Consider the following 25,316-nt stretch of genomic DNA (forward strand, 5'->3'; position numbering starts at 1 on the left):
ATCTATATAATCATTCAAAAGTGCGAACAAAGTGTAAATTGTAAAAGACCGTTTACGCCGCAAAACTACGGGGATGCGCGCCCTGACGGGTGACGATCAGGCGTTTGCGATCACCAGCCCATGCTTCTTCTGGCCAAGGCTCACAGTGTCTCCGGGCATGACCATATGGTTGAACACCGTGACCTTATCGCCGTTGACCCGCACCGCGCCTTCTTCGATCTTGCGCTTGGCTTCCTTGTTCGAGACGGTGAAACCCAGGCCGGTGGTCGCCTGGACGATCGACAGACCGTCAGCCGGTACGCGGATGCTCGGCAGGTCACCGCCGGCATGGCCCTGCTCGAAGGTCGCGCGCGCGGTTTCGGCGGCGGAGCGCGCCGCATCGGCTCCCCGGCACAGCGTTGTCGCGGAATCGGCGAGCACCTTCTTGGCGTCGTTGATCTCGGCGCCCTCGAGCTTTTCAAGCCGCGCGATCTCGTCGAGCGGAAGGTCGGTGAACAGCCGCAGCCTGACCCCGACATCACTATCGGCGGTGTTGCGCCAGAACTGCCAGTAATCGTGGTGCGAGAGCTGGTCTTCATTCAGCCACACGGCGCCGCCAACGGTCTTGCCCATTTTGCTGCCGTCGGCGTTCGTCAGAAGCGGCGTGGTCAGCCCGAACACCTGCGTGCCGTCCACACGTCTGGCAAGGTCAACGCCGTTGACGATATTGCCCCACTGGTCTGAGCCGCCCATTTGCAAACGACAATCGGCGCGGCGCGACAGCTCGAGAAAGTCGTACGCCTGCAGGATCATGTAGTTGAACTCGAGGAACGACAGCGACTGCTCGCGGTCGAGCCGCAGCTTGACCGAATCGAAGCTGAGCATCCGGTTCACCGAAAAATGCTGACCGATGTCGCGCAGAAACGGAATGTACTCCAGACGATCGAGCCACTCGGCATTGTCGAGCATGATCGCGTCGGTGGGCCCGTCACCAAAGGTGAGGAAGCGTTCGAACACGCGCTTGATCGAGGCGACATTCGACGCGATCAGGTCGGTCGTCAGCAGCTTGCGCGCTTCGTCCTTGAAACTGGGATCGCCGATCTTGCCGGTGCCGCCGCCCATCAGAACGATGGGTTTGTGGCCTGCCTTCTGTAACTGGCGCAGCATCATGATCGACACAAGGTGGCCGACATGCAGCGAGGGCGCGGTCGGATCGAAGCCGATATAGCCCGGCACGATCTGTTTGGCGGCAAGCGCATCGAGCGCTGCGCCGTCGGTCAGCTGGTGAATATAGCCGCGCGCGTCGAGCAGCGCCAAGAGATCGGATGTGTACTGGCTCATGATGGCCGCGCGCTTAGCATCGATGAGCGCGGGCGGGAAGATCGCTTGTCATGCACCGGCGACTTGAGCGGGCGGGCAGCGGGCGTCGTCACAGGGGATCACCTCGAAAGTGCAATGCGACAGGTTGCCGATGCCATCGAGCAGCGCGCGATAATGTTCGGGCGGGCGAGGGTGGTGGGTGGCGAGCGACACGATCAGCGCGAAATGTCCGGTGCCGACCTGCCACAGATGCAGATCGACCACGCGGTTGTCGGCATCGGCCTCAATCCTGTGGCGGATGGTTTGTGCGGTTGCCGGGTTGGCCTCCATATCGAGCAGCACGCTGGCGCATTCGCGCATCAGCCCGCGTGCCCACCAAAGGATGACGACCGCGCCGACGATACCCATCAGCGGGTCGAGCCAGTCCAGCCCCAGCATCAACCCACCGATCAATGCGACCAGCGCCAGCAGCGATGTCAGCGCATCGGTGAGCACATGCACATAGGCGGCGCGCAGATTGTGATCTTGGTGGTGGTGATGGTCGTGGCCATGGTTGTGACTGTGGCCGTGATCGTGCCCATGACTGCTCAGCATGAACGCGCTGGCAACGTTCACGACAAGCCCGATCACCGTCACGATGATCGCTGCGGAATAATCGATCAATACTGGCGCGGCGAGGCGATGGGCGGATTCCCAGATCATCAGCAGCGCGATTACCCCGAGCAGCAATGCGCTGCTGAACCCGGTGAGCGATCCCACCTTGCCGGTACCCATTGAAAACCGCCGATCCTGCGCATGGGTGCGGGCAAAGCGATAGGCGAAGGCGGCAAGCCCCAATGCCGCGACATGGCTGCCCATATGCCAGCCATCGGCGAGCAGCGCCATTGACCCTGTAAGCCAACCGCCAACGATCTCGGCGAACATGGTGACGGTGGTCAGTGCAACCACCCACAAGGTGCGCTGTTCGCTGCGCGCTTCACCCGAGGCGGCAAAGCGGTGATCGTGGGTCAGTTTTTCGAGCGCGGCATCATGATGCATGGCGGTTCCAGACAGGTGGCAGATCCGGGATGCTCGGCCCCGTTCTGCGCAACTGTTTCTGTCAGGCCTGCGCCGCCAGTGCAACCCCTGGGAAAGGCGATGCTCAGCCCTGGGCGAGTGCCTTGAGCAGCGCGCGTTCGAGTGGATCGAGCTGGCCATCGCCATCGACCATCGCCTGGACCCAGTCCTGTTCGTTGGCGGAGAGCGGCGCATCGTGGGCTGCCGCCGCTTCGGGCTCGGATTCACGCAACAGCTCGATCGGCGCGCCGCTGACCAGCGCACCTGCCATCCGGCCAAGGAAGCTGCCGATGCCCGGCGAGGTGTCTTCCATAAATGCATGCAGCCGTGCCGCATCCTGGCGGCTGAGCGCCCGGAAGCGCTGGTCGGTGAGCAGATGCAGGCTGACCGCCTGGACGAACAGTGTCTGCCACTCTGGCGCGTTGCTGCCCGCTAGCGTGGCATCCTTGATTTCGAACAGCAGCGCGGCTTCGTCGCGGTTGATGTGCGCGGGCGCTGCCCCACCTGCGGCGTAGAGGACCCGGCGCAGCAGGCGCACCTCGGCGGTGCCGATGCTGCCGGATTTCAGGCTGCCGCCCTGGCGGGTAGGGCCTTCGCCGTGGAGCACGGCATGCCTGACCTGCTTCAATGCATAGGATTTCAAATTCTCAGGTACGTTCTCGGCGCGCTCGATCACCTTCACCAAAAGCTCGAGTTCGGCCAGCGTATCGACCTTGCCGTCATGGTCGATCGCCTGCATCAGCCATGCGGCATTCTCCTCGCTGACATAGCCGCGCGGTTCGGCCTGTTCGACCAGATAGGCGGTGATCGCTTCGACGAAGAAATCGACCCATTCGCGGCTGGGCTCGCTGCTGACCCGGTTGAGTTCGAACAGGATGTCGGCCTCGGCCGCACTGATCTCGCCGTCAGGCCAGACCGTGCGCCGCAATGCGAGCGTTTCGTCCGCCCCTAGCGCGCGCGTCTGCGCGATCATTGCAGTTACATCTTCGAGAGGTTTGGTCATGAAATGCGCGCCGTCTGCTACTGCTGTTGGAGATCAGAGTACAGCGCAACATTTAATGATGCGTTAGCCTTGAATGGTTGCGCCGCCAGAGGAGCGATTCTAACAGGAATCCATGCCGTTAGCACCCAACCGCCTGAAGATCATGAAATCGGTTCGTCTTGCTGGGCTTGCCAGCTTGGTTTTTGCGCTTGGCGCGTGTGCCAGCAGCCGAATGCTGGACCGTACAGCGTACTGTGTGAACCCCGCTGCGCTTCCTCAAGTGCGCACTTTTGAGCAGGGGGAACAGGCCGTCCGCCTGCGGGTGCTGATTTACAATGTCGAAGGCCTTCCGTGGCCCGCGCGCAGGAACCGCAGCGATTCCCTGCGGAGGATCGGTGAAACCCTCAAAACCTTGCGAGGCAACGGCAGCGGACCGGACGTCGTTATGCTGCAGGAAGCATTCACCCCGCATGCCCGTGATGTTCTGGCGATAGCAGGATATGCTAATATTGTTTCGGGCCCAGGTCGGCGCACGAATCGTGCTGCGCCAGGGGCCGAGATCGAGCGTTCGTTCGAACAAGCCCGCAAACGGAAGAAAGGCGAGCGGTTCGGTCGATTTCTGAACAGTGGCCTGTACATTGCGTCCGATCTGCCGCTTTCGGTGCTGGCAGCTGAGCCATTTTCGCAGCGTGCCTGTGCAGGTTTTGATTGCCTCGCCAACAAAGGGGCGCTTGCAGCAGAGCTGAGCATAGCGGGTGTGCCCGGGTCTTTGGTGCTGATGACGACACACCTCAACTCGCAACGTGCAGCCCGGGTGCCACTCGACCGCGCCCGCAAGGCGCATGGATACCAGATCGAAGAAAACGCTCTGTTGCTGAGCCGGGTTCGGGATCCGTCTGCTCCGCTGATTATCGGGGGTGATTTCAACATGCGCGGCGACCCGGCACGGTTCGAAGCGTTTGCAACCGCGCAGCCCTATACCATCGTCCATGAATTTTGCGTGAGCCAGCCACTGGTATGCGCGGTCAAAATGTCATTCGACGGGGACGAGCCTTGGTTGGATACCCAAGACCTGCAGGCCTTTGATGATGGCATCTCAGTGCGGATCATTCCCGTTGAGATCGAGGCGATGTTCGATGGGCTGAACGCGGAGCGTCTTTCAGATCATGACGGTTTGCTGGTCACCTATGAGTTGCGTTGGCAGGCTTCGCAGCCGATCATCGACCAAGCGATGCCGCTCTGTCCGGTGTGATTTTCAACGCCGCCTGGGTGGTAGTGGTAAGAATGGGGACGTTCGCGCAATGTAATCTGCATAATCGGGCCGCGTTTTCTTCAGTCCTCGTTCGAGCATCGCTGCGCCGCTCCACTTCACCAACGTGAAGTTGAGGAACACCGGCCCGATCAGGCTGGCAAGGCCGATGTCCCAGCCGGTCGACAGCGCTACCAGCCAAATGCCCCACCAGGTGCACGCATCACCGAAGTAATTCGGGTGGCGGGTGTAGCGCCACAGGCCGGTATTGAGGACTTTGCCCATGTTGGCCGGGCTGGCACGGAAGCGTTCGAGTTGCAGATCGCCAACCGTTTCGAAGGCGATGCCGATGATTGCGATGATCGTTCCAGCCATTGCCAGTGCGCCAGCCTCGCCGCCGCGCCAGATACCCAGTTGGGCGGACAGGCACACCATGAACAGCAATGGACCCTGGACCAGGAACACCTGCAGCAGTGCGGTCTTGGCAAAGCTCCAACCCTTTTTCTCCTTCGCGGATGCGATGATCTTGGCATACCGCGGGTCGACCCCGTTACGCCGCCAGCGCACGAACAGGTGCAAACCCAGTCGCACGCCCCAGGCGGTCGTCAGCGCCAGCAACAGCAGCGACGCGGGTGATGCGGCATTGGCGAGCCAGAAACTGACCGCCGCGAGCAGCACCATACCCATCGGCCAGACCGCATCGATGAAAGACACGTCCTTGATCGCCACGGCGACGATCCACAACAGGATCATCACGCCAAAGATCAGCACCAGATTGTGGAGCAGCAACGGGATGGCTTCGGTCAATGGAAGGATCACAGATAGCTGTCCTTGCTTTGGCTGTCCCAGATCTGGCTGGCCTCGATAATCTCGTTACCCGCACGCTCGGGGTGACGCGGGGTCACGCTGGAATAGTATTCCATGATCTTTTTCATGTCCTCGGCATAGTCGCCCGTGGGCATGATGGCGGGGCCCAGCCCGCCGACCTTGCGGCCATAGTCCATCAGCCCGCAGACCAGTGGAACGCGCGCGGCAAGGGCGATCTGATAGAAGCCGGTGCGCCACTGGCGGACGCTGCCGCGCGTGCCCTCCGGTGCGATCGTCAGCATGAACTCATCCCGCCGGGAAAATTCTTCGACCATTTGCTGCACCTGGCCACGGTTATAGCTGCGTTCCACAGGAACTCCGCCCATGTCGCGCATGAACCGTCCCAATGGCCAGCGGAACAGCGAGGTCTTGGCCATGAAGTGTGCCTTGACACCCAGGTCGGTCGTTAGCCCCAGAAAGTACAGGAAATCCCAGTTGCTGGTGTGCGGCGCAGCGATGATCACGAAGCGGCGCGGTTCGGGCACGTCGCCTTCAGCGCGCCAGCCATGGCTACGATAAAGCAGAAGCAGTGCCCTGCGAACCAGGCGGGACAAGATCGTGGGCGCACGACCACCGGTGCGCGGCGGCCACGCTTGGTATTCAACTTCCATGATCCCCGCAACGCCCCCCGCTGTCTGCCCATTCGGGCCAGTTACGGGACAGTCAGAGCATAAGATGCGGCAGGCACGCAAATGGTATTGATCTATGTTGGCTTGGTGCCGGTTTGCTCGCCCGTCAGCTTTTTAATGGTTCGGTCAGGGCAATCAGCCGGGTGATCAGCTTTTCGCTGTCGCCCGCGACATGGACCTGCTTGTTGCGTCCGGTTTCGCCCGATTGGATGGTGACGTCGCGCTTGCGCTGCGCAAGCGCCGATGCGAGCAGATCGACAAGGGCGGCGTTGGCCGCGCCTTCAGAAGGCGGCGCTGCGATGCGGACCGCCAGCACGGAACGGCCATCTGCGTCGTGCCCGATCCCGGCGATCTGGCTGCGGCTTGCGCGGGGCGTTGCCCGAACCGCAATGATCACCCCGCCCGGCGCGGTGCGCCAGGGCGGGGGAGGGTCAATTGCGGTCAGGGGTTGATCAGTCAGCCTTGATTACCCCTTGGAGGCGACGATCCAGCGGTTGATCTTCTCTTCCAGCACGCTCATCGGCAGCGCGCCGGTGTTCAGCACCTGATCGTGGAACTCACGCGGATCGAACTTTGCGCCCAGTTCGGCTTCGGCCTTCGCCTTCAGCCGCTGAATGGTCAGCGCTCCGATCTTGTAGGCCAGCGCCTGGCTCGGGATAGCGATATAGCGCTCGACTTCGGCGGTGGCGTCGGTTTCACCCATCGACGAATTGTCGAGCATGTACTTGATCGCCTGTTCGCGGGTCCATCCCTTGGAGTGGATACCGGTATCGACCACCAAACGCATTGCGCGCAGCATCTCGTCATCGAGATGGCCGAAGCGCTGATAAGGGTCGGTGAACAGGCCCATCGGATAGCCCAGTTTTTCCGAATACAACGCCCAACCCTCGACATAGGCAGTGTTGCCGCCAAAGCGCATGAACGCTGGCAAAGCCTCGTTTTCTTGCGCCAGGCTGATCTGGAAATGGTGGCCCGGCGCGCCCTCGTGCAGATACAAAGTGGTAATGCCCGGGGTCGTCCGACTGGGCAGATCATACGCGTTGAAATAGAAGATTCCGGGGCGCGACCCATCGGGGTTGCCCGACTGGTAACTGCCACCAGCCTCGAACTTCTCACGGAATTCCTCATAGGGCCGGATCTCGAGCGGGGTGATCGGCAGCACCTTAAACTGCGTCGAGATCTGCGCATCGACCTTCTTGCCGATGTCGTAATAGCTCTGAGTCAGGCCGGCGCGGCTTTCGGGCTTGAATTTCGCGTCGGTGCGAATGTGGTTGAAGAACTCCGGAAGCGTCCCCTTGAAGGCAACCTCCGCCTTGACCGATTCCATCTCGGTAAGGATGCGCTTGACCTCGCTGAGCCCCAGATTGTGAACTTCGTCGGCGGTCAGCGGCAGCGTGGTCGTCTGCTCGATCAGATAGGCATAGAGCTTTTCGCCGCCCTTCATGTATTTCAGGCCCACGCCCTCGCGCGCATCCTGAAGATACTCATTGGCCAGATAGTCGCGCAGCCGCTTGTAGGCGGGGTAGATTTCATCGGTGATGACCCGGCTATACTCCGCCGTAAACCGCGCCTTGTCCGCGTCGCTGAAATCAGCCGGCAACACCTTGATCGGACCGTAATATGGCGAAACTTCCGGGGCCTGCTTGAGCTGGGTGTCGAGTTGCTCGATCACGTTGCGGATGGTCAGCTTGGTTTCGAAAACGCCCGAGGCCTGACCTTGCTTGAAACGGTCGATCGACCGGTCGAGCAGGACGATGAACTCCTTGTGGCGCTTCAGGTTGTTTTCGTAATCGACCACGGTCTTGAATGGCGCGGTGCCGGTTCCCGATGCGAAATTGGGGTAGAAGGTATGAAATCCGAAAAAGTGATTAAGCGGACGGACCGCCGTAAGCGGCAGGTATTCCGGCGAAAGACCCTTGAGGGTATCCTTCTGGTTACGGGTGAAGATGTCATAAGCAATCTGGTTGGTCGGCGTCAGCTCGCCGCGATTGATTCCGGCCAGCGCCGCCAGATTGGCCTCTGCCGCCTGACGTTCCGCAGCGTAATATTCATCGGAGACATAGTCGCCGAGCCGGTCGGCATAGCGCAGGTCGCCGCGGAAAAGCCCGCCGATCGGATTGCGCTTCATCTGCGCTTCGTCGTCTGCCGCGAACAGCGCATTGAGCCGTGCATCTTCAGTCTGCGGGGCAGCTTGGGCCGTTGGCTGAGCACTAGCCGGCGCAAGCGACAGCGGCGCCGCCATGGCGGCACCGGCGAGCAGGAGAATTGTTTGACGGAACGACGGCATAGATGTGGAACCTTCCAGGTCACAATGAGGGTGGCGCAAGCGCAAAATGCGGGTTTTCGCGGATGCGTCTGCGCTAACACGCGATTAGCCGCGCAGCAATTGCGCCGTTATCGCGTTGGTCGACACTAGCGGCCGATTTGTAGAATTCTCAACCGCGAAACGCGATGGATCGAGCCTCGCGATTAACTTGGATCAATTTATCTATGAAACTTTATGGCCCACCGGTGGTTTGATGTTCCAAGCGCTGCCCATTGGGGGCTGCAAACGAAAGTTTTGAAAAACCAATATCATGAGTGCCCGCATCCTTATCATTGAAGACGAATTCCTCGTCGCGCTCGACATGCAAGTCGGGTTGGAAGATGCCGGGCACGACGTGATTGGCGTGGGGGATGACTGGACATCGGCCATGCAGCTTGCAGAGCGCAAGCCTGGCGTGGCGCTGGTGGACATCAACCTATGCGATGGCGCCACGGGCCCCGCGATCGGTGCCTGGCTGGGGCGCGAAATCGGTTGTACGGTGATCTTCGTGACCGCGAACCCTCGCCAGATCGACAAGCCGATACCCGGTGCGCTGGGGGTGATGATCAAGCCTGTGGACACGCGCCAGGTGGTCGAAGCGGTCGAATTTGCCGTGGCAGCCCGCGACGGACGCAGCACTCCGACGCCGCCGCCATGTCTCACCCTGCTGGAAGCTTGATCGCGTAATCTGCGCAGAACACCTCCGTCGGGACTTCCGCCGATTTTCGAGCAACCCGTTGGCAGCTACATCAAACCGGTGCGCCCTCGGCGCGGCGCAGGCGCGCGGAAGAGATGCGCATGTCGACACGCAATCCTTCAGATAGCCAGTGACGTTCGATCGCCCCGGCAAGCTGCTGGGTGATCGCCAGCTGAACCAACCGCGTTCCAAACCCGGTTTCGGTCGGTTCGCCGCTCACGATTGGCCCGTCGCGCTCGATCCAGTTGATCACCACGTCGGTGTCGTGCTGGGCGATTTTGATCGTCACCTTGCCAAGCGCAGCCGATAAACCTCCATACTTTGCAGAATTTGTGGCGAGCTCGTGAAACACCAGAGCGATGGGCGTCGCACTGCGGTCATCAATTTGCGGGTTGTCGCCCGAGATAACCAACCGGCCTTCGCCAAGCGCGGAATAGGCCCGCAAAATTTCGGTGAGCAGCCCCTGTAAGTCTGTGGCAATCGATACCGGCCGCGATTGCTCGCTGTGCGGTCGTGCAAACTCATGCGCTCGGCCCAGAGCGGCAATCCGCTCCTGCAGTTCGGCAGCAAGCGGTTTCAACTCGGGGCTCTGCCGCGCCGACATGCTGATTAGGCCATTGACCACTGCAAAAATGTTCTTGATCCGATGGCTCAGCTCGCGGCTCAACACCTCGTTTTCCTCGGCCATCATCTTGGCTTGATGGATGTCGGTGCAGGTTCCGATCCACCGGACGATCTCGCCTTGCTCGTTGCGCAACGGTAGCGCGCGACCCAGCGTCCAACGGTAATCACCACTGTGGTGCCAGAGCCGATAGGTGATTTCATAAGGCTCGCCGGTTTGCAGCGACCGCTGCCAGGTGGCCCGGGCATGGTCCTGATCGTCGGGGTGGAAGACATCATTCCACGCATCGCCATCGGTCGATCCGCCAGGCACCCCGGTAAACTCGTACCAGCGTGCGTTATAGTAATCGTGAAATCCGTCGGGAAGCGTGGACCAGACCATTTGTGGCATGGCATCGGTCAGGATCCGAAACGCGGAGTTCATTCGCAGCATTGCGTCACGCGCTGACAGAACGGACGCACCGGTCTCAGCCGAACCCTGTTCCAAAACAGAGCCGAAACCAAAGGCACGCGACAGGAAATCGAGTTCAGACATAGAAGGACTTTCTAGCGGGCATCACCGCAACCCAACAAATGGGATCATGACAGGTTATGTGTTGGCGGGTGGGAACCAGCTGGAATCCAGCGTACCAAACCGATCTATGAACCGGGCAAGATCGACCAATCCAGCTTCATCGACCAAGGTTACCGTGGCTCGGTTACGGGTGATCAATTTTTCCTCGGTCATCTGCCGGATCAGGCGATTGACATGGACCTGCGTCAAACCGACCGCATCACCCAGATCGGTCTGTGTCAGCGGAATGCGCACCACCGGGTTATGCTCCCCGGTGACCGCGCGCATTCTGGCGGAGATCGAAAGGAACAGGTTGGCCAATCTGGCCTTGCCGTCGCTCCGGCCAAGCGAGCGCAGTCGATCGGACAGGTCGATGCTTTCCATTTGGCTGATGGAGAAGAACAAGGCTGCCAGACGCGGGTGTGCAGCAAATGTTTCGCCAAGGGCTTGCCTTGGGAACCGGCAAACCGTCATGTCAGTTGCCGCCACGATGCTCGATGGCGCATCGCGAAATGCGATGCCGGACGCTCCAATCATATCGCCGCTGAAATGGAAACGCAGAATCTGGCGCCTGCCGCTGGTCAATCGGGTCTCGGACAGTGCCCAGCCTTGATGAACGATCATCAATTCGGTGACATCGTCGCCCTCTGTCCACAAAACGGTGCCCGCCGGATAGATTTTTGGATCACGCTCAAGACCGGCAATCGCCTCGCGTTCAGAGGGTGTGAGATCGAGATAACGTTTGAGACGGGCCACGAAACAGCTGTCGAACAAGGTTGGCCTCCTGCGGCGTGGACAGGAGGCAACGTGCCGTCATGTCCGTAAATTGATTTTCAAACTCATGCTCGGCGATGGCCGCGTTATGGTACTTGAGATTAATTATCCAGTAAAAACAGTAAATTAACACATGTTATAAAGACAGCACATCACCAATTGTGCACAACGCATAGCGTTGAAAACCGATCCTGAAATTCAATGATTGCGCCGCGCATTCATTTGCATAGTGTTATCGCAAGACAAGAAAACGCTCTGAGAGGATCGCTCTGCCATGACGCTTACGGAAACCGCAATTCCACCAGAAGACCGCGACATTGATGCGTGGACCGCTCCTGCCGGTTGGCCAGCAATGGCGCTGCCACAGATCGAGGCGATGCTGTGTGCGGCGGGCCAGCCCTTCGAGATGGAAACGATCGAGATCGACGGGATCGCGACAAGATGCTGGAAGTACGCACCACCCAGCCTGGCTGCGCTGGCGCAGATTGCGCGGGGGCATGGCGACAAGACCTTCGTGGTCTACGAAGACGAGCGGGTCAGCTACGAAAGCTGGTTTCGCGCTACCGCAACTTTGGCCGACCATCTTCGTGCTGTGGGCATCGCCAAGGGTGACCGGGTGGCGCTGGCGATGCGCAACCTCCCCGAATGGCCGGTGGCGTTCTTTGCGATCGTCAGCATCGGCGCGATCGCTGTGCCGCTCAATGCGTGGTGGACGGGCGGCGAACTGGCATATGGCATCGCGGATTCAGGCGCGAAACTGCTGATAGCCGATGCCGAAAGGCTCGACCGGATCATGCCGCATCTCGATGACCTTTCATCTTTGCAGGCCATGCTGATCAGCCGCAGCACCGGAGGCCTGCCCGATCGCGCCACCCGTCTTGAGGACGTGGTCGGGTCACCGCCGGCGTATGGGGAACTGGCCGATGCCGATCTGCCGGTCACCGACATCCACCCCGATGACGCCGCCACGATCTTTTACACCAGCGGCACCACGGGGAACCCCAAGGGCGCGCTGGGCAGCCACCGCAATATGACCACCAACATCATGACCTCCGCCTATGCCGGGGTGCGATCATGCCTGCGCCGGGGCGAGGCGCCACCAACGCCGGAGCCTGCGGTGATGCTGACAGTCATTCCGCTGTTCCACGTCACTGCCTGCAGCGCGGGGATGACCGGGATCATGTTCGGCGGCTCGACCATGGTATTCATGCACAAATGGGATCCGCAAAAGGCTCTGGAGATTATCGAACGCGAGCGCGTCACGGCTACCGGGGGAGTTCCGACGATCGCCTGGCAGCTGATCGAGCATCCAGACCGGGACAAATACGACCTGAGTTCGCTCAAATCGATCTCTTATGGCGGCGCGCCGTCAGCGCCCGAACTCGTTCGCAAGATCCGCGAAGTCTTTGGCGCGCTGCCTGGCAATGGCTGGGGCATGACCGAGACGATGGCGACTGTGACGAGCCATACCGCAGAAGATTATCTTAACCGTCCAGACAGCTGCGGACCGGCGGTGCCGGTGTGCGATCTCAAGATCGTCGATGCTGATGGTGTGACCGAGATGCCGGTGGGGGAGGTCGGCGAGCTGTGGGCGCGCGGTCCGCAGATCGTGAAGGGCTATTGGAACAAGCCGGAAGCAACCGCAGCAACCTTTGTCGATGGCTGGGTCCGCACCGGCGATCTTGCCCGGCTGGATGGCGAAGGCTTCTGCTATATCGTCGACCGCGCCAAAGACATGATCATCCGCGGCGGCGAGAATATCTACTCATCAGAGGTCGAAAACGCGCTGTATGATCATCCGGCGGTCACCGATGCCGCGCTGATCGGTCTTCCGCACCGGACTTTGGGCGAGGAACCCGCCGCCATCGTCCATCTGGCACCGGGTACCAGTGCCAGCGAAGCAGAATTGCAGGCCTGGGTTCGCGAGCGGCTCGCGGCATTCAAGGTGCCGGTGCGCATCGTGTTCTGCGAAGAGACCCTTCCGCGCAACGCGAACGGAAAGATCCTGAAAAAGGATCTGGCGGGCTTGTTCGGCTGACCAGATCGTGTCGCGGCCGGACGGATTACCGTCCGGCGCGGTAACAAGACTGATCCTGCCCGCCGCTGCAGTCTCCCGAACGCATCGAGGAGAATGCAGCGGCGGGTCAGGCAATCAGCTGGCGGTGGTCGCCTGTGCGGGAAGGTTGGGAACCTTGCCGTCGGCAGCCTGCTGCGCGAACAGGTCGCGCATGACCTGAAGCGAGAACAGGTGCGCGTGGATGAGCGGCAGCGCGCCATTCTGGCTAAGCTTGCGCAGTTCATCGCCGCGCATGTCACGCAGCTTTTCTTCATTCACCATCTGGAAGCCCTGATAGACGAACGGCTGCGACAGCGTCTGGTGCTCGATCTTGAGTTCGCCGTCCATCAGCAGGTCGTGCTTCTTGAGTTCTTCCATGAAGAAGGCGGTGCCCTGAACGGCACGTTCGAAATCTTCGCAGAACTTCAGGATATTCTTGGTGGTTTCAGTCGGCTGGTCGCCATCGAACAGCGCATCGCCCTCTTCGAATTCACCCAGCGCTTCGCAGGTCGGGTCGAAGCAGAGCGACAGTTCCTCTGCGTCGGGACGCAGGCGGGCGAGCATAAAGGGATAGCGGCGGATATAGGCCGGTACGTACGCTGGCTGACGGTACTTGCCGTTATCGTCGAGGAACACGTTGACGCCTTCGTTCATTCCCATCAGCGCCAAGGGCACAGGCTCGGCACCTGCCGAAAAGATGATCGGGTAGTGGCGCTGGGCAGCGGGAAACTCTTCCACGGTGAGCGGAATGGCATGCTGGTTCTTGAGGAAGTGCGCACCATCCATGGTCCGCGAGCGGAACTTGGCGTGGTCCTTGGAATTGAGCGGTACCAGATCGTTGAAGAGGACCGGCAGACGGTTGGCTTGCGGCGCACTGGCCATGAACTTTTCTCCGCTGAAACTGTTGTCTTGTTGGGTGTTCGGAACTCGCGCCTTAAGTTGCCCGCAAGCCGCGCGCAAGAGGGACAGCGCTTACAGTGCGATCAACTTCCCGGGATTCATGATGCCCTTGGGATCGAGACCGCGCTTGATCGCCTGCATCGCCATGATCCGCGCCGGATCGCTCAGTCGCGCAAGTTCATCGCGCTTCATCTGCCCGATCCCGTGCTCGGCAGAGATTGATCCGCCCGCCGCGACGACGAGGTCGTGGACGAAGGCACTGATTTCCTTGCCCGGACCGTTGGACCAGAGCCGACCATCTGCTCCCTTTGGCGCCGTGACGTGAAAGTGCACGTTGCCATCGCCCATATGCCCGAATGCGGCCGCTTGCGTGCCAGGGAACCGCGCCTCCACCGCCGCGCCCGCATCGATGATGAACTGCGCCATCGCCGCCACAGGCACGCTGATGTCGTGCTGCATGGCCGGTCCTTCGGCCCGCTCGGCCTCCGAAATGGAATCACGCAGCTTCCAGAAGGCATCGGCCTGCGATTCGCTGGTCGATATCGCAGCATCGAGCAAGAGGCCGCGCTCGAACGCGTCGGCCATCAGTGTCTGGGCAAAGTCTTCGGGTGCCTGCGCCGACGGCGTGTCGCGAGCAAACTCGATCAACACATGCCAGGGGCAGGGGGCGGCGAGGGGTGCCCGGGTGCCAGGCACATGACGCAGAACGTTGGTGAGGCAGCGCTGCGGCACGATCTCGAAGCCTTCCATCTCGCGCCCGGCGCGGGCTTCTAGCATCAGCAGCAACTGGCGCGCGACCAGTGGCGATTCCACGCCCGCCCACACAACGACCCGGTCGATCAGGGCAGGGACCAGCTTCAATGTTGCAGCGGTAACGATGCCCAATGTCCCTTCGGCTCCGATCAACAGATGCTTCAGATCGTATCCGCGATTGTCCTTCTTCAGCGTAACCAGACCCTCGTAAATCGATCCATCGGGCAGGACCGCCTCGATCCCTTCGACCAGCGCGCGCATGGTGCCATGACGCAGCACCTGGGTGCCCCCCGCATTGGTGGAAACCAATCCGCCGACCGTGGCTGATCCCTTGCCCCCCAATGTGAGAGGAAAGCGCATGCCCTGCGCGGCGACCGCCTCGTGCAGGGTCTGCAGCACGACTCCTGCCTCTGCCACCACCGCCCCGGCCTGTGCATCGATCGAACGGATCGCGTTCATCCGCCGGGTGCTGAGTAGCAGCGCAGTGCCGCGCACATCGGGTGTGGCTCCACCGACCATTCCGCTGTTGCCGCCCTGTGGCACGATCGGGGTGCCGGTGCGCGCCGCAAGCCTGACGATTTCGGCCAGTTCGGCGGTGTTCGCAGGCGAAACCATCGCCAGTGCCGCTCCATGATAGCGACCGCGCCAGTCTGTGAGCCAGGGTGCAATATCCGCAACGTCCGTGGTCAGTCCCTTTGGACCCAACACATTGGCGAGATCGTCGAGCAGCGCAGGCTGGGTGAATGCATCCATCATGCCTGCTTGTTACACCTCCAATCCGGTGCAAACAACGGCTATGGATTGGGTGAAAATCGTTGTATCTGTGCAACACTCTCCAGCTATTTCGAACTTGCCGGATCATCTGCAGCAGCGTTAATGCACAGTTCAATCGTCGGGCTTAACCGGGATGCAGGGGTGGCTGCAGGTGCAGCATTCGGGTCTGGAGGATCGCTGCGCGCGGCCATGGTTTACGTTGACGTTTTTTTTGCATTTCTGATGCTGGCGTCAGTGCCGGTTCCCGAAGAACGCGCCGCAGGGATGAATGCGGTGGGTTCCGGAATACCGATCGCAGCGCACGATGCGCTCGCGCCAAGTCCGCCTGTGATGGCCCAGGTTCGGATCGAACAGCGGATCATCATCCGGGTACCGCGGCAGTCGCTCTCACCTTCCTCGCTCTTGCCGATGCCCCAGCCTCGGCGCGTTCCACCGCCAGAGCCTCCACGGTTCGAGCGACGAAAGGTGGGAAAATGCCTGGCGATGCGCGATGTCACCGGGGTCCGCGTCATCAATGACGACATTCTGGTGCTGTTCATGCGCGATCAGCGAATGATCGAAGCAGAGCTCGAACGGACCTGCAGCGCACGCGAATTCTATCAGGGCTTCTACATGGAGCGCAGCGGTGACGGGCGGCTGTGCGTGGATCGGGATTTGCTGCAGGCGCGATCAGGAAGCAAATGCGAGGTTGAAAGATTGCGGCAACTGGTTCCGGCGGATTGATCGCGCTTTTGCACATCAACGCACAATGGTTGACTTTTGGCCGATGTTTCCGCATTGCACGCCCGTGGCCCTTAGCCCTGCATCGATGGCGTGACGAACGGTGTCCGCGCTGCTGCCTTTATCTGGATACTCTATGAATTTTGCCGATCTCGGCCTCTCCGAAGAATTGATCCAGGCGGTCACTGATTCCGGCTACACGATCCCGACCGCAATCCAGGCACAGGCCATTCCGTCTGTGCTAATGGGCAAGGATATCATCGGCATCGCGCAGACCGGCACTGGCAAGACCGCCGCCTTTGTGCTGCCGATGATCGATGTGCTCGGCGAAGGCCGCAGCCGTGCGCGGATGCCGCGCTCGCTGATTCTCGAGCCAACCCGCGAACTTGCAGCCCAGGTCGCGGAAAACTTCGACAAATACGGTAAATATCACAAGCTTTCGATGGCGCTGTTGATCGGCGGCGTATCGATGGGCGATCAGATCAAGGCCCTCGAAAAGGGCGTCGACGTACTGATCGCAACTCCGGGCCGCCTGATGGATCTGTACGATCGCGGCAACATCCTGCTAACCGGCTGCGGCCTGCTCGTGATCGACGAGGCCGACCGTATGCTCGATATGGGCTTCATTCCCGATATCGAGACGATCTGCACCCGTCTGCCCGCGACGCGCCAGACGCTGCTGTTTTCCGCGACGATGCCACCGCCGATCAAAAAGCTGTCGGACCGCTTCCTGACCAGTCCCAAGTACATCGAGGTCGCAAGGCCCGCGAGCGCCAACGCCTCGATCGAGCAGGGCAAGGTCCGCGTTCAGGCGCGCCGTAAGCGTGACACGCTGTTCACGATGCTCGATGCCGGTGTTCACACCGCGATTATCTTCTGCAACCGCAAGACCACGGTGCGCGATCTCAACAAGGCGCTGCGCCAGGGCGGTTTCGACTCGGGCGAGATTCATGGCGACATGGAACAGCGCGACCGGATCGCAGAGCTCGACAAGTTCAAGGACGGGACGATCAACATCCTGGTCGCCTCCGACGTCGCCGCGCGCGGATTGGACATCAAGGGCGTCAGCCATGTGTTCAACTATGACGCGCCGTGGCATCCGGATGACTACGTCCACCGAATCGGCCGTACGGGCCGGGCAGGGGCGACCGGCAAGGCCTATACCTTTATCACCGAAGAAGATGCCGAGGCGCTTGCGAATATCGAAAAGCTGATCGGCACCACGATCCCCGAGATCACTGTCGCCGATTCGGGTGGTGCGGTAGCTGAAGCCAAGCCAGCCAAGCCGCGCGCAACCGAGGAGCGGGCACCTAGGCGTCGCACCCGGAGTGGCGAGGCCAAGTCGCGCGCACCACGCGACGAGCGTTCGAGCGCAGATAAAGCCGAAGAACCGACCGAGGTCGATGTTCGCGAGGCGCAGCCCGTCCGCGAGAAAACGCGGGTAAGCAAACCTCGCGCAGCCAAGCCTCGGGAAGAACGGTCACGCGACAAGCAGCCGCGCGAGGAACGGCCGCGCGAGGAACGGCCGCGGTCTGAGGACCGCCGTCCGTCAGCATCCAAGCCGCGACGGTCGAATGACCGCAATGACGGCCCCGATGATGGCTGGAACGGTCCGATGCCGGACTTCCTGTCGGTGGGCTTCGGCGAGAGCTGAGGCTGCTGCGGAGACATCCGCAGACGCAGCACATCAATTTCCCTTGCTATCGTCACGCCCGCGCATGCGCAGGCCCCACGTCTGTGAGAATGGTGCACAAAACATTGTCATTTCTACGTGCGCGGGAATGACGATGTTGAACTTTCAGGGACCAATACCGCCCCCGCTCTCGGGCTTTCGCCGGAGAACGGGGTATGCGGATCGAAAGCTCAGAAGCTGAACTTTGCTGAGATGCGGAAATCGCGACCTGCAAGTGGTGCGAAGTCCTTGGTGAAGCTTGCCGCACGGCGTCCGACAACATCGAAGATATTGTTCGCAGATGCGATCAGCGTCACCCCCCGACCAGGTCCCAGGGGCTTCCAGGACGCGCTAGCATTGACCAAGGTAAAGCCGTCGGTCTCGGTTTCGAAATTGGCGTTGCGCGCCTGTTCGTCAAACCATTCGACTTCAGCGCGGAGCGCTACTGTGTCGCTCTCGGCGGCGAGGCCACCCAGCAGCCGCAGCGGCGGAATGCGGGGGACGGGACCCAATCCGTCGAGCGATGCACGCACGTAATCGGCGACACCGTTCGCGCGGAAACGGAAGTCGCCCGCCCTTGCAAAGATAACCGACGCTTCGGCCTCGAAGCCATAATATTTCGCATCGTTCTGAATATACTGAAACACCGGAAGATCATCTTCTTCCAGCCCGGTCGGTACGTCGACAATGAAATCATCGAAATCGTTGTAGAAGCCAGTGAGCGAAAGGCTCACGTCAGGGGTCGACCAGCGGATATACGCTTCCCCACCCCAGCTCTTTTCGGTGGTGAAGTCGGGGTTTCCGATCTCGAATGCCTGCGTCGCGATATGCGCGCCGTTTGAAAACAGCTCCTCGGCAGCCGGCGCGCGCTGTGCTCGGTTCAGGTTGACGCCCACGCGCAACCGGTCATCGGCGATATACGCAAACCCCAGCGCGAAGGAATAGGAGTTGAAGTCCCGCTCAACACCGAGCGACTGTGACTTGACGTTGACCTTGTCGTAGCGCGCTGCGCCTTCGACCTCGAAATTGCCGCTTCGCACTTCCTGCAGCGTGAAGAAGCCGATCTGGTCGGTGACGTTGGGCGGCAGGAACGCTTCGGCACCAACCGCGCTGAAATCGCGATGAACATATTGCACCCCGCTGGCACCGCGCCATCCGCCGCGGTCACGCTGAACGAGCTCAAGCCGAGATTCAATGCCCTGGTTGCTGAACACGGTGCCGACTTCGTCGCCCTCAAATTCAGTCTGCTTGAAATCGGCATAGGCTGCGCGCAGGCGGAGTGCCTCAAAGAAGCCGGGGAGGAAGACTTCACCGCGGAAATCGACCTTAATCTGGTCGAGTCCGATGGTGACCGGACCTTCCTCTTCCTCGCCGCCGGCTTCTTCCTCGCCTTCTTCGCCATGATGATGGCCTGCGCCGGGGCGCTCGGGTACACCGTAGAGGCTGTTATAGTAGCTGCCTGAAATGCCGAAACTGCCGCCTTCGCCGATATAGGCCAGGCCGCCAGCAAAGCTGTAGGTTTCGGTGCCGGTATTAGGAATGCGGCCGCGCAGACCGGCGAGTTCTTCGGCCTCCTCGGCTTCCCCGATGTTGCCCTCTTCGCGCTCTTCTGCGGCTTCTTCGAGCTGCTCGGCGCGCAAGGCAGGCGAAAGCACGAAGCCGCCGACGCGCAGGTCGTTCGACTTGCGGTAGCTGCCGTCAAGGTGCAGCACGAGCTTCGAGGTCAGCGGTACGTCAAGGCTTGCACCGATGCTGCGTTCATCGGCTGCCGAACCATAAGTAGCGAGTGCATCGAGATGGAACGGCTCTTCGGGTACTTCGCGCGGGATGCGCTTGTCGATCGCGTTAACCGCACCGCCCACGGCCTGTCCGCCGAACAGAAGGACTGCAGGGCCGCGCAAAACTTCAACGCGATCAAGGATGATCGGCTCGACCGTGACGCCATGATCGGGTGAGGTGTTCGATACATCGATCGTTCCGATGCCGTCGGTCAGCACGCGGATGCGTTCCCCCTGGAAGCCGCGGAGCACCGGACGCGATGCGCCAGGGGAGAAGCTGGTTGCCGATACGCCGGGCAGCTTGGTCAGCGCATCGCCGATCTGCGAGCGCGCCTCGCGCGAAAGGTCATCACCGCTCAGTTCAGACGTTCCCGCCAGAATGCTGAGATCGCGCACGAACGGTGCAGTAACGATGATCCCGCGGTTGCGATGGAAATCATCATCGTCCTGGTCGGCACGCTCGGCGTTGGTGACTGTCTGTTGCGCCAATGCAGGCAAAGGTGCCAGCGCCGCAGCGCTGAGGCAAAGCGAAGAGGAAATGAGCAGAAATGTGCTGCGCATGATCGGTGGATGCTCCCGTTGATTTGTTTTTTTTCACGTACAGCCGCCCATGCCTGATGGCGGTTGGGCGCGGGCAGATCGAACTCTCTGGCCCCGGTCCTGGCGACTGATCTGGCCAGCTACCATCTGTGTGATGTTATATCAATATAAATATACCGCCGCCAAAGCACAGTGCGGCGGGGGCAGATTGCGCGGGCTGCCGATCCAGTTCTGTGGCACTGCATTGGTCTGCTTGGCTGATCCGAACAATCGTGGAAAATGACGTCGCGGTATTGGGCGATCCTTACACGGGAGCGGATACTGAGGCGGTCGTTCATCCGATTTGCGCACGCGCGATCGGCTGAAACTGCTGTTCAAAGGCTCGAAAATCTGCCAATAAACATCATCGGCTTGGCTATTGTGTCGTTCGATATCTGCTCGACCGCAGCATCACCGAAAGTTCCCCGTCATGTTCAATGCGCTTCAATCCACCCTCGTTGTCGCCGGCCTGTTTGGGTTGATCGCCGCACCTTTCGTTGGCGTGATGCTGATCCTGCTTGCGATCGGTGCGTCCACCGGGCTGATCATTGGCCTCGGCTTTCTGACATTGCTGGTCAGCATCACTTTTGCCGTATCAAAAGCCGGTCGGAATTTTTTCGCGCCCCGGTTGCGCAAGGCTGCCCGTCGCGGCTGATTGCCTAGCCTGACCGGTTCGCGTGTCAGGCAAACGGATAAAACAGAGCGACCGGCCAAGCCGCCGCAGCCATCAGCGTGCCCAACGGAAAGCGGGTCGCACCGCTGAGTTTTGTACCGTTCTGTTGCAGGACGAGCGCGATGGCGAGGCCGGTACCGCTGGCGATCATCAGAACCAGCGGCAACATCTGCCATCCCAGCCAAAGCCCGATCGCACCCAGCAGCAGCGGATCGCCTCCGCCCAGCCCCTCGCGTCCCCGGCACTGCCGATAAGCAAAGGCTATAACCCCCAACAACCCAAAGCCTGCGCCAGCACCGATCAGGCGGCTGGTCCAGTCCGGGCCTAGCCCCGTAAGGCCGGTCATCATCCCGCCCGCGACCAAAGTCGCGGTCAACGCATGCGGTAGCCAAAAGTGCTTGAGGTCGAGCCATGCCAATGGCAGCAGCAGCCAGCCGAAAGTTGCAATTGCAACTCCCGTCCAACCCGGATGCAGTGCCAACGCGATTGCGCCGATCGCAGCTGCAATCAATTCGATGATCAGACTGTCAGGCCCTATGGGCGCACGACAACTGGCACATCGCCCCCGCAAGGCCAGATGCGAAAAGACCGGCACCAGTTGCCATGGGCGCAGAACCACGCCGCAAGCATCGCACTGTGAACGCCCGGTCATCACCGAGCGGTCCTGTGGCCAGCGGCTCGCCAGTGCCGCAATGAAGCTGCCAAGGATCGCGCCCAATACCGCTGCGGCGAATGGTCCGATGACAGGATGGTGCAGCAGTGGCGCAAGCATCGGTGAACGGGCCTTGTTCCGGGGGCAGGGACGCGACCAGCGCCTTAGCGGCCTGTGCACCTGCGTGGAAAGCGCTTTTGCGCAAGGTTTGCGGGACATTTGAATTGCCCTGCCGGTTGCTCTAGGGCTGGCGGTAACCTGAAACCCGTTTGAGGACCAAAAGTCATGACCGCATTTTCCGCCTCCGATCCCGTTGTTATCGTGTCGTACGCGCGCACCCCGATGGGAAGCTTTCAGGGCAGCCTGTCTGGCGCGAGCGCGACCGATCTGGGGGCGACTGCGGTCAAGGCAGCGGTCGAACGCGCCGGCGTATCAGGGGATGCGATCGAGCGGATCTATATGGGCTGCGTTCTGCCCGCAGGTCTTGGCCAGGCACCCGCGCGACAGGCGGCGTTGAAAGCCGGGCTGCCGATGTCGGTCGAGGCAACCACGGTTAACAAGATGTGCGGCAGCGGCATGCAGGCTGCGATCATGGGGGCCGAGGCCCTCGCATCGGGATCGGTCGATCTGCTGATCGCTGGCGGCATGGAGAGCATGACCAACGCGCCTTATCTGCTCACCAAACATCGCGGCGGGGCGCGGCTCGGCCATGATCGGGTTATGGATCACATGTTCCTGGACGGACTCGAGGACGCGTACGAGCCAGGCCGCGCGATGGGCAGCTTTGCCGAGGAGACCGCTGGCGAATATCAGTTCACCCGCGAAGCACAGGACGATTACGCGGTGACATCGCTCACCCGTGCGCAGCACGCGCAGACCTCGGGCGCGTTCGACCGGGAAATCGTCGCGGTGGAGATCGCCGGTCGCAAAGGCACTGTCACCATCGACAAGGACGAACAGCCGCTCAAGGGTGATGCAAGCAAGATTCCCACTTTGAAGCCTGCTTTCGCCAAGGACGGAACGATCACTGCGGCCAACGCCTCGTCGATCTCGGACGGCGCGGCCGCCCTGGTGCTGACCCGGCAGAGCGTGGCCGATCGGCTGGGGCTCAAGCCGGTCGCGCGGATCGTTGCCCATGCTGCACACGCGCATGCGCCGGCCAAGTTCACCACCGCGCCTGTTGATGCTAGCCGCAAGGCGATGGAGAAGGCTGGCTGGAGCGTCGATGACGTCGATCTGTTCGAGGTCAACGAGGCGTTCGCATGTGTCTCGATGATCGCGATGCGCGACCTCGGCATTCCACACGACAAGGTGAACGTCCATGGCGGCGCGACCGCGTTGGGTCATCCCATCGGCGCGAGTGGGGCGAGGATCATCGCGACGCTGATTTCGGCATTGCAGACACATGGCGGCACGCGCGGCGTGGCATCGCTCTGCATCGGCGGCGGCGAAGCGACGGCGGTAGCGCTTGAGCTGATTTGATCTGATCGACACACTGTTCTCCGGCGAAAGCCGGAGAACAGAGCAACTGCAGTGCTAACCGACTCCTGGGCTCCGGCTTTCGCCAGAGAATGGGAAAATCAGTCCTTGGGCGCGTAGGTCTGGTCGGCGCTCGGAAAGCTTCGAGCTGAAACCTCGGCGGAGTAGCTCTTCACTGCGGTTTCGATCACGCCTGCCAGGTTCTCGTACTTCTTCACGAACCGCGCGGTGCGCTCGAACAGACCCAGCATGTCCTCGGTCACCAGCACCTGGCCATCGCACTGCGCGGATGCGCCGATGCCGATAACGATGGCAGATACAGCCTCGGTCACCGCGATCGCGATCGGTTCGACGACGCCTTCTACGACAACGGCAAACGCGCCTGCCTGGTCAAGTGCAACTGCATCGCTGACGATCTTGTCGGCTTCGGCGCCCGAACGGCCGCGCGCGGCATAGCTGCCCAGGATGTTGATCGCCTGCGGGGTGAGCCCGACATGACCGACCACCGGAATGCCGCGCTCGGTCAGGAACCTGACGGTCGGCGCCATCGCTGCGCCGCCTTCCAGCTTGACCGCGGCCGCGCCGGTTTCCTTGAGCAGTCGTGCTGCGCTGGCAAACGCCTGTTCGGGCGAGGCTTCATAGCTGCCAAACGGCATGTCGATGACAACGATGCTGTGATAGCTGCCGCGAACCACCGCTGCGCCATGCGCTGCCATCATCTCGAGCGTAACCGGCACCGTGCTGGGCAGGCCGTAGATCACCTGGCCCAGCGAATCGCCGACCAGCAGCATGTCGCAATGCGGATCGAGCAGCTGCGCCATCCGCGCGGTGTAAGCAGTCAGCATCACCACCGGCTTTGCGGTCGCGCCATCGACCTTGCGCCGCTGGATCGCAGGCACGGTCAGGCGTTTCATGGGAGCAGGCGTCGGGTTCGCGCGGCTGGTCGATGTATCGAGTGTATACGTTGTGGACATGGCGACGGGTGTAGCGGTGCAGACTGCTGTGTGCAAACACAACGGATCGCACCTGCCGCAGCTGGGCATTGCCGCTGGCCCGACCTGTGGCCAACCCGCGCTTGCCTATTGTGCCCCAGCGCGCGACAAGGGCGGCGATAATTCCTTAACAACGGATATGATTCTGGATGCTGCGGATCCTCGTATTTACGCTGGCCGCGCTGGCTGCGACAGGCACCACGCTGAGTTTGCTGACCAGCTATCGATGGTACATCCGCATGTGGGATTTTCCGCGTGTCGCGCTTATGCTTGTTGCGGCACTGGCATTGGTGCTTGCGGTTCCGGTTCTGGCCGGATGGGCGCGCGCACTGGTCGTGCTGGCGATGGTGCTGGTGATCGGCTGGCAGGGTTTCCGCATCTATCCTTACACCACGCTCGCCAAGACCGAGATCGCCCAGGCGGTGATCAAGCGCGAGAACTGCATCACGGCGTTCTCGTTCAACGTTTTGCAGACCAACCGCGATTACGCTCGGACTCTAAAGCTGCTTGATCGCGAAGACCCCGATATCGTGCTGCTGCTCGAAACCGATGAGCCGTGGGAGACCGCGCTCAAGCCGGTCATCGATCGCTATCCCCATCGATTGTCGGCACCGCTTGGCAACCTTTACGGATTGATCCTGCTGTCGCGGTTGCCCGTTGAAGATGCGGAAATCACCTGGCTGATCGACAATGAAACGCCATCGGTGTTCGCGACGATGCAGACCGAGGGCGGGGCCCGGTTCCGCTATATCGGCCTGCATCCACGCCCGCCGCAGCCTGGCGAGGATACCGAAAAACGCGATGGCGAGATCGCGATCGCAGCGCGCTACGCCAAGGAAACCAAGCTGCCCGTGCTGGCAATGGGTGACTTTAACGATGTCGCCTGGTCGCGTACGTCGCAGATGTTCAAGCGGATCGGCGGTTATCTCGATCCACGGATCGGGCGCGGCCTGTATGCGACATTCCCCGCCAACCTTCCGGGTTTGCGCTGGCCGCTCGATCATATCTTCATGTCGCCCGATTTCACGCTGGTCGATATGAAGGTGCTTGAGAATGTGGGGTCTGACCATCTTCCGGTCATTGCCGAGGTGTGCCTTGCGCCGCGCGCCGCCAAGGTTCTCAACGAAGCGCCCCAAGCGCCCGATGCGTCAGATCATCAGGATATGAAGGAATCCATTCGTGACGGAAAACAGGCCGCGCGCGATGAGGGGACCGCGTCCGGCGGTTCGCCGCCTCCGCCTTGATTTGCGGCCTGA

22 protein-coding genes are annotated in these 25,316 nt (G+C 61.1%); 8 read left to right on the forward strand and 14 right to left on the reverse strand.

Annotated features, from left to right (window positions below; genetic code table 11):
- Nucleotides 1-96: 96 nt before the first annotated feature.
- The 3 genes from tyrS to IEW00_RS12045 form a co-directional block, all read right to left on the reverse strand.
- Nucleotides 97-1,320, reverse strand: a complete 1,224-nt coding sequence (gene tyrS / locus IEW00_RS12035; RefSeq protein WP_188514667.1) for a tyrosine--tRNA ligase — start codon at nt 1,318-1,320, stop codon at nt 97-99.
- Between the two features lie 48 nt (nt 1,321-1,368).
- Complete coding sequence (gene dmeF / locus IEW00_RS12040) at nt 1,369-2,337, reverse strand: CDF family Co(II)/Ni(II) efflux transporter DmeF (protein ID WP_188514668.1); 969 nt, start codon at nt 2,335-2,337, stop codon at nt 1,369-1,371.
- 103 nt (nt 2,338-2,440) lie between these two features.
- The gene (locus IEW00_RS12045; RefSeq protein WP_188514669.1) at nt 2,441-3,358 is read right to left on the reverse strand and encodes a hypothetical protein; all 918 of its coding nucleotides are present in this window, start codon (nt 3,356-3,358) and stop codon (nt 2,441-2,443) included.
- Between the two features lie 112 nt (nt 3,359-3,470).
- Here IEW00_RS12045 and IEW00_RS12050 point away from each other — a divergent pair, with 112 nt between their 5' ends.
- Nucleotides 3,471-4,589, forward strand: coding sequence for an endonuclease/exonuclease/phosphatase family protein (locus tag IEW00_RS12050; protein WP_188514670.1), 1,119 nt, complete (start codon nt 3,471-3,473; stop codon nt 4,587-4,589).
- A 3-nt stretch (nt 4,590-4,592) separates the two neighbouring features.
- On the opposite strand, the gene IEW00_RS12055 is transcribed toward IEW00_RS12050, so the two are convergent.
- The 4 genes from IEW00_RS12055 to IEW00_RS12070 all read right to left on the reverse strand — a co-directional run bounded on the left by IEW00_RS12055 (nt 4,593) and on the right by IEW00_RS12070 (nt 8,369).
- On the reverse strand, nt 4,593-5,405 hold the full coding sequence (locus IEW00_RS12055; protein WP_308419333.1) for a DUF1295 domain-containing protein: 813 nt from the start codon (nt 5,403-5,405) through the stop codon (nt 4,593-4,595).
- On the reverse strand, nt 5,402-6,064 hold the full coding sequence (locus IEW00_RS12060) for a lysophospholipid acyltransferase family protein (RefSeq protein WP_229737004.1): 663 nt from the start codon (nt 6,062-6,064) through the stop codon (nt 5,402-5,404). The genes IEW00_RS12055 and IEW00_RS12060 overlap by 4 nt, the downstream gene beginning before the upstream one ends.
- Before the next feature lie 124 nt (nt 6,065-6,188).
- On the reverse strand, nt 6,189-6,479 hold the full coding sequence (locus IEW00_RS12065) for a DUF167 domain-containing protein (RefSeq protein ID WP_229737005.1): 291 nt from the start codon (nt 6,477-6,479) through the stop codon (nt 6,189-6,191).
- 69 nt (nt 6,480-6,548) lie between these two features.
- Nucleotides 6,549-8,369 (reverse strand): DUF885 domain-containing protein, encoded by a 1,821-nt coding sequence (locus IEW00_RS12070; RefSeq protein ID WP_188514671.1) that lies wholly within the window; start codon nt 8,367-8,369, stop codon nt 6,549-6,551.
- A gap of 289 nt (nt 8,370-8,658) precedes the next feature.
- On the opposite strand from IEW00_RS12070, the gene IEW00_RS12075 reads away from it, so the two are divergent.
- Nucleotides 8,659-9,066 (forward strand): response regulator, encoded by a 408-nt coding sequence (locus IEW00_RS12075; RefSeq protein ID WP_188514672.1) that lies wholly within the window; start codon nt 8,659-8,661, stop codon nt 9,064-9,066.
- 70 nt (nt 9,067-9,136) lie between these two features.
- Here IEW00_RS12075 and IEW00_RS12080 read toward each other — a convergent pair whose 3' ends face one another.
- A complete protein-coding gene (locus IEW00_RS12080; RefSeq protein WP_188514673.1) occupies nt 9,137-10,240 on the reverse strand; it encodes a sensor histidine kinase in 1,104 nt (367 codons plus the stop codon).
- Nucleotides 10,241-10,294: 54 nt separating this feature from the next.
- Nucleotides 10,295-11,014 (reverse strand): Crp/Fnr family transcriptional regulator, encoded by a 720-nt coding sequence (locus tag IEW00_RS12085; RefSeq protein ID WP_229737006.1) that lies wholly within the window; start codon nt 11,012-11,014, stop codon nt 10,295-10,297.
- Between the two features lie 292 nt (nt 11,015-11,306).
- Between IEW00_RS12085 and IEW00_RS12090 the strand changes: the two genes are divergently transcribed.
- Complete coding sequence (locus tag IEW00_RS12090; RefSeq protein ID WP_188514675.1) at nt 11,307-13,070, forward strand: class I adenylate-forming enzyme family protein; 1,764 nt, start codon at nt 11,307-11,309, stop codon at nt 13,068-13,070.
- A gap of 114 nt (nt 13,071-13,184) precedes the next feature.
- Here the strand turns inward: IEW00_RS12090 and IEW00_RS12095 are convergent, their stop codons facing one another.
- On the reverse strand, nt 13,185-13,970 hold the full coding sequence (locus tag IEW00_RS12095) for a SapC family protein (protein WP_188514676.1): 786 nt from the start codon (nt 13,968-13,970) through the stop codon (nt 13,185-13,187).
- A gap of 90 nt (nt 13,971-14,060) precedes the next feature.
- Nucleotides 14,061-15,497, reverse strand: coding sequence for an FAD-binding oxidoreductase (locus IEW00_RS12100; protein ID WP_188514677.1), 1,437 nt, complete (start codon nt 15,495-15,497; stop codon nt 14,061-14,063).
- Between the two features lie 240 nt (nt 15,498-15,737).
- On the opposite strand from IEW00_RS12100, the gene IEW00_RS12105 reads away from it, so the two are divergent.
- Both IEW00_RS12105 and IEW00_RS12110 read left to right on the forward strand, forming a co-directional pair.
- The gene (locus IEW00_RS12105; RefSeq protein WP_188514678.1) at nt 15,738-16,238 is read left to right on the forward strand and encodes a hypothetical protein; all 501 of its coding nucleotides are present in this window, start codon (nt 15,738-15,740) and stop codon (nt 16,236-16,238) included.
- Nucleotides 16,239-16,371: 133 nt separating this feature from the next.
- Complete coding sequence (locus IEW00_RS12110) at nt 16,372-17,889, forward strand: DEAD/DEAH box helicase (RefSeq protein WP_188514679.1); 1,518 nt, start codon at nt 16,372-16,374, stop codon at nt 17,887-17,889.
- Nucleotides 17,890-18,098: 209 nt separating this feature from the next.
- Here the strand turns inward: IEW00_RS12110 and IEW00_RS12115 are convergent, their stop codons facing one another.
- Nucleotides 18,099-20,246: a TonB-dependent receptor gene (locus tag IEW00_RS12115; protein ID WP_188514680.1), complete on the reverse strand. Its 2,148-nt coding sequence runs from the start codon at nt 20,244-20,246 to the stop codon at nt 18,099-18,101.
- A gap of 448 nt (nt 20,247-20,694) precedes the next feature.
- Between IEW00_RS12115 and IEW00_RS12120 the strand changes: the two genes are divergently transcribed.
- Nucleotides 20,695-20,919, forward strand: a complete 225-nt coding sequence (locus IEW00_RS12120) for a hypothetical protein (protein WP_188514681.1) — start codon at nt 20,695-20,697, stop codon at nt 20,917-20,919.
- A 25-nt stretch (nt 20,920-20,944) separates the two neighbouring features.
- Here IEW00_RS12120 and IEW00_RS12125 read toward each other — a convergent pair whose 3' ends face one another.
- Nucleotides 20,945-21,709 (reverse strand): prepilin peptidase, encoded by a 765-nt coding sequence (locus IEW00_RS12125; protein ID WP_188514682.1) that lies wholly within the window; start codon nt 21,707-21,709, stop codon nt 20,945-20,947.
- A gap of 165 nt (nt 21,710-21,874) precedes the next feature.
- Between IEW00_RS12125 and IEW00_RS12130 the strand changes: the two genes are divergently transcribed.
- Entirely contained in the window at nt 21,875-23,071 is a 1,197-nt protein-coding gene (locus IEW00_RS12130; protein WP_188514683.1) for an acetyl-CoA C-acyltransferase, read from the forward strand.
- A 98-nt stretch (nt 23,072-23,169) separates the two neighbouring features.
- Here IEW00_RS12130 and panB read toward each other — a convergent pair whose 3' ends face one another.
- A complete protein-coding gene (gene panB, locus IEW00_RS12135; RefSeq protein WP_188514684.1) occupies nt 23,170-24,042 on the reverse strand; it encodes a 3-methyl-2-oxobutanoate hydroxymethyltransferase in 873 nt (290 codons plus the stop codon).
- A 167-nt stretch (nt 24,043-24,209) separates the two neighbouring features.
- On the opposite strand from panB, the gene IEW00_RS12140 reads away from it, so the two are divergent.
- The gene (locus IEW00_RS12140; RefSeq protein WP_188514685.1) at nt 24,210-25,304 is read left to right on the forward strand and encodes an endonuclease/exonuclease/phosphatase family protein; all 1,095 of its coding nucleotides are present in this window, start codon (nt 24,210-24,212) and stop codon (nt 25,302-25,304) included.
- Nucleotides 25,305-25,316 lie beyond the last annotated feature (12 nt).

The sequence above is a fragment of the Blastomonas aquatica genome (assembly GCF_014639875.1).
Lineage (GTDB): Bacteria > Pseudomonadota > Alphaproteobacteria > Sphingomonadales > Sphingomonadaceae > Blastomonas > Blastomonas aquatica.

Excerpts from the sequence above, each read along its gene's own strand:
- tyrS (WP_188514667.1), bottom strand. The coding sequence starts at position 1,320 with ATGAGCCAGTACACATCCGATCTCTTGGCGCTGCTCGACGCGCGCGGC.
- dmeF (WP_188514668.1), bottom strand. The coding sequence starts at position 2,337 with ATGCATCATGATGCCGCGCTCGAAAAACTGACCCACGATCACCGCTTT.
- IEW00_RS12045 (WP_188514669.1), bottom strand. The coding sequence starts at position 3,358 with ATGACCAAACCTCTCGAAGATGTAACTGCAATGATCGCGCAGACGCGC.
- IEW00_RS12050 (WP_188514670.1), top strand. The coding sequence starts at position 3,471 with ATGCCGTTAGCACCCAACCGCCTGAAGATCATGAAATCGGTTCGTCTT.
- IEW00_RS12060 (WP_229737004.1), bottom strand. The coding sequence starts at position 6,064 with ATGGAAGTTGAATACCAAGCGTGGCCGCCGCGCACCGGTGGTCGTGCG.
- IEW00_RS12070 (WP_188514671.1), bottom strand. The coding sequence starts at position 8,369 with ATGCCGTCGTTCCGTCAAACAATTCTCCTGCTCGCCGGTGCCGCCATG.
- IEW00_RS12075 (WP_188514672.1), top strand. The coding sequence starts at position 8,659 with ATGAGTGCCCGCATCCTTATCATTGAAGACGAATTCCTCGTCGCGCTC.
- IEW00_RS12080 (WP_188514673.1), bottom strand. The coding sequence starts at position 10,240 with ATGTCTGAACTCGATTTCCTGTCGCGTGCCTTTGGTTTCGGCTCTGTT.
- IEW00_RS12090 (WP_188514675.1), top strand. The coding sequence starts at position 11,307 with ATGACGCTTACGGAAACCGCAATTCCACCAGAAGACCGCGACATTGAT.
- IEW00_RS12095 (WP_188514676.1), bottom strand. The coding sequence starts at position 13,970 with ATGGCCAGTGCGCCGCAAGCCAACCGTCTGCCGGTCCTCTTCAACGAT.
- IEW00_RS12100 (WP_188514677.1), bottom strand. The coding sequence starts at position 15,497 with ATGATGGATGCATTCACCCAGCCTGCGCTGCTCGACGATCTCGCCAAT.
- IEW00_RS12105 (WP_188514678.1), top strand. The coding sequence starts at position 15,738 with ATGCTGGCGTCAGTGCCGGTTCCCGAAGAACGCGCCGCAGGGATGAAT.
- IEW00_RS12110 (WP_188514679.1), top strand. The coding sequence starts at position 16,372 with ATGAATTTTGCCGATCTCGGCCTCTCCGAAGAATTGATCCAGGCGGTC.
- IEW00_RS12115 (WP_188514680.1), bottom strand. The coding sequence starts at position 20,246 with ATGCGCAGCACATTTCTGCTCATTTCCTCTTCGCTTTGCCTCAGCGCT.
- IEW00_RS12120 (WP_188514681.1), top strand. The coding sequence starts at position 20,695 with ATGTTCAATGCGCTTCAATCCACCCTCGTTGTCGCCGGCCTGTTTGGG.
- IEW00_RS12125 (WP_188514682.1), bottom strand. The coding sequence starts at position 21,709 with ATGCTTGCGCCACTGCTGCACCATCCTGTCATCGGACCATTCGCCGCA.
- IEW00_RS12130 (WP_188514683.1), top strand. The coding sequence starts at position 21,875 with ATGACCGCATTTTCCGCCTCCGATCCCGTTGTTATCGTGTCGTACGCG.
- panB (WP_188514684.1), bottom strand. The coding sequence starts at position 24,042 with ATGTCCACAACGTATACACTCGATACATCGACCAGCCGCGCGAACCCG.
- IEW00_RS12140 (WP_188514685.1), top strand. The coding sequence starts at position 24,210 with ATGCTGCGGATCCTCGTATTTACGCTGGCCGCGCTGGCTGCGACAGGC.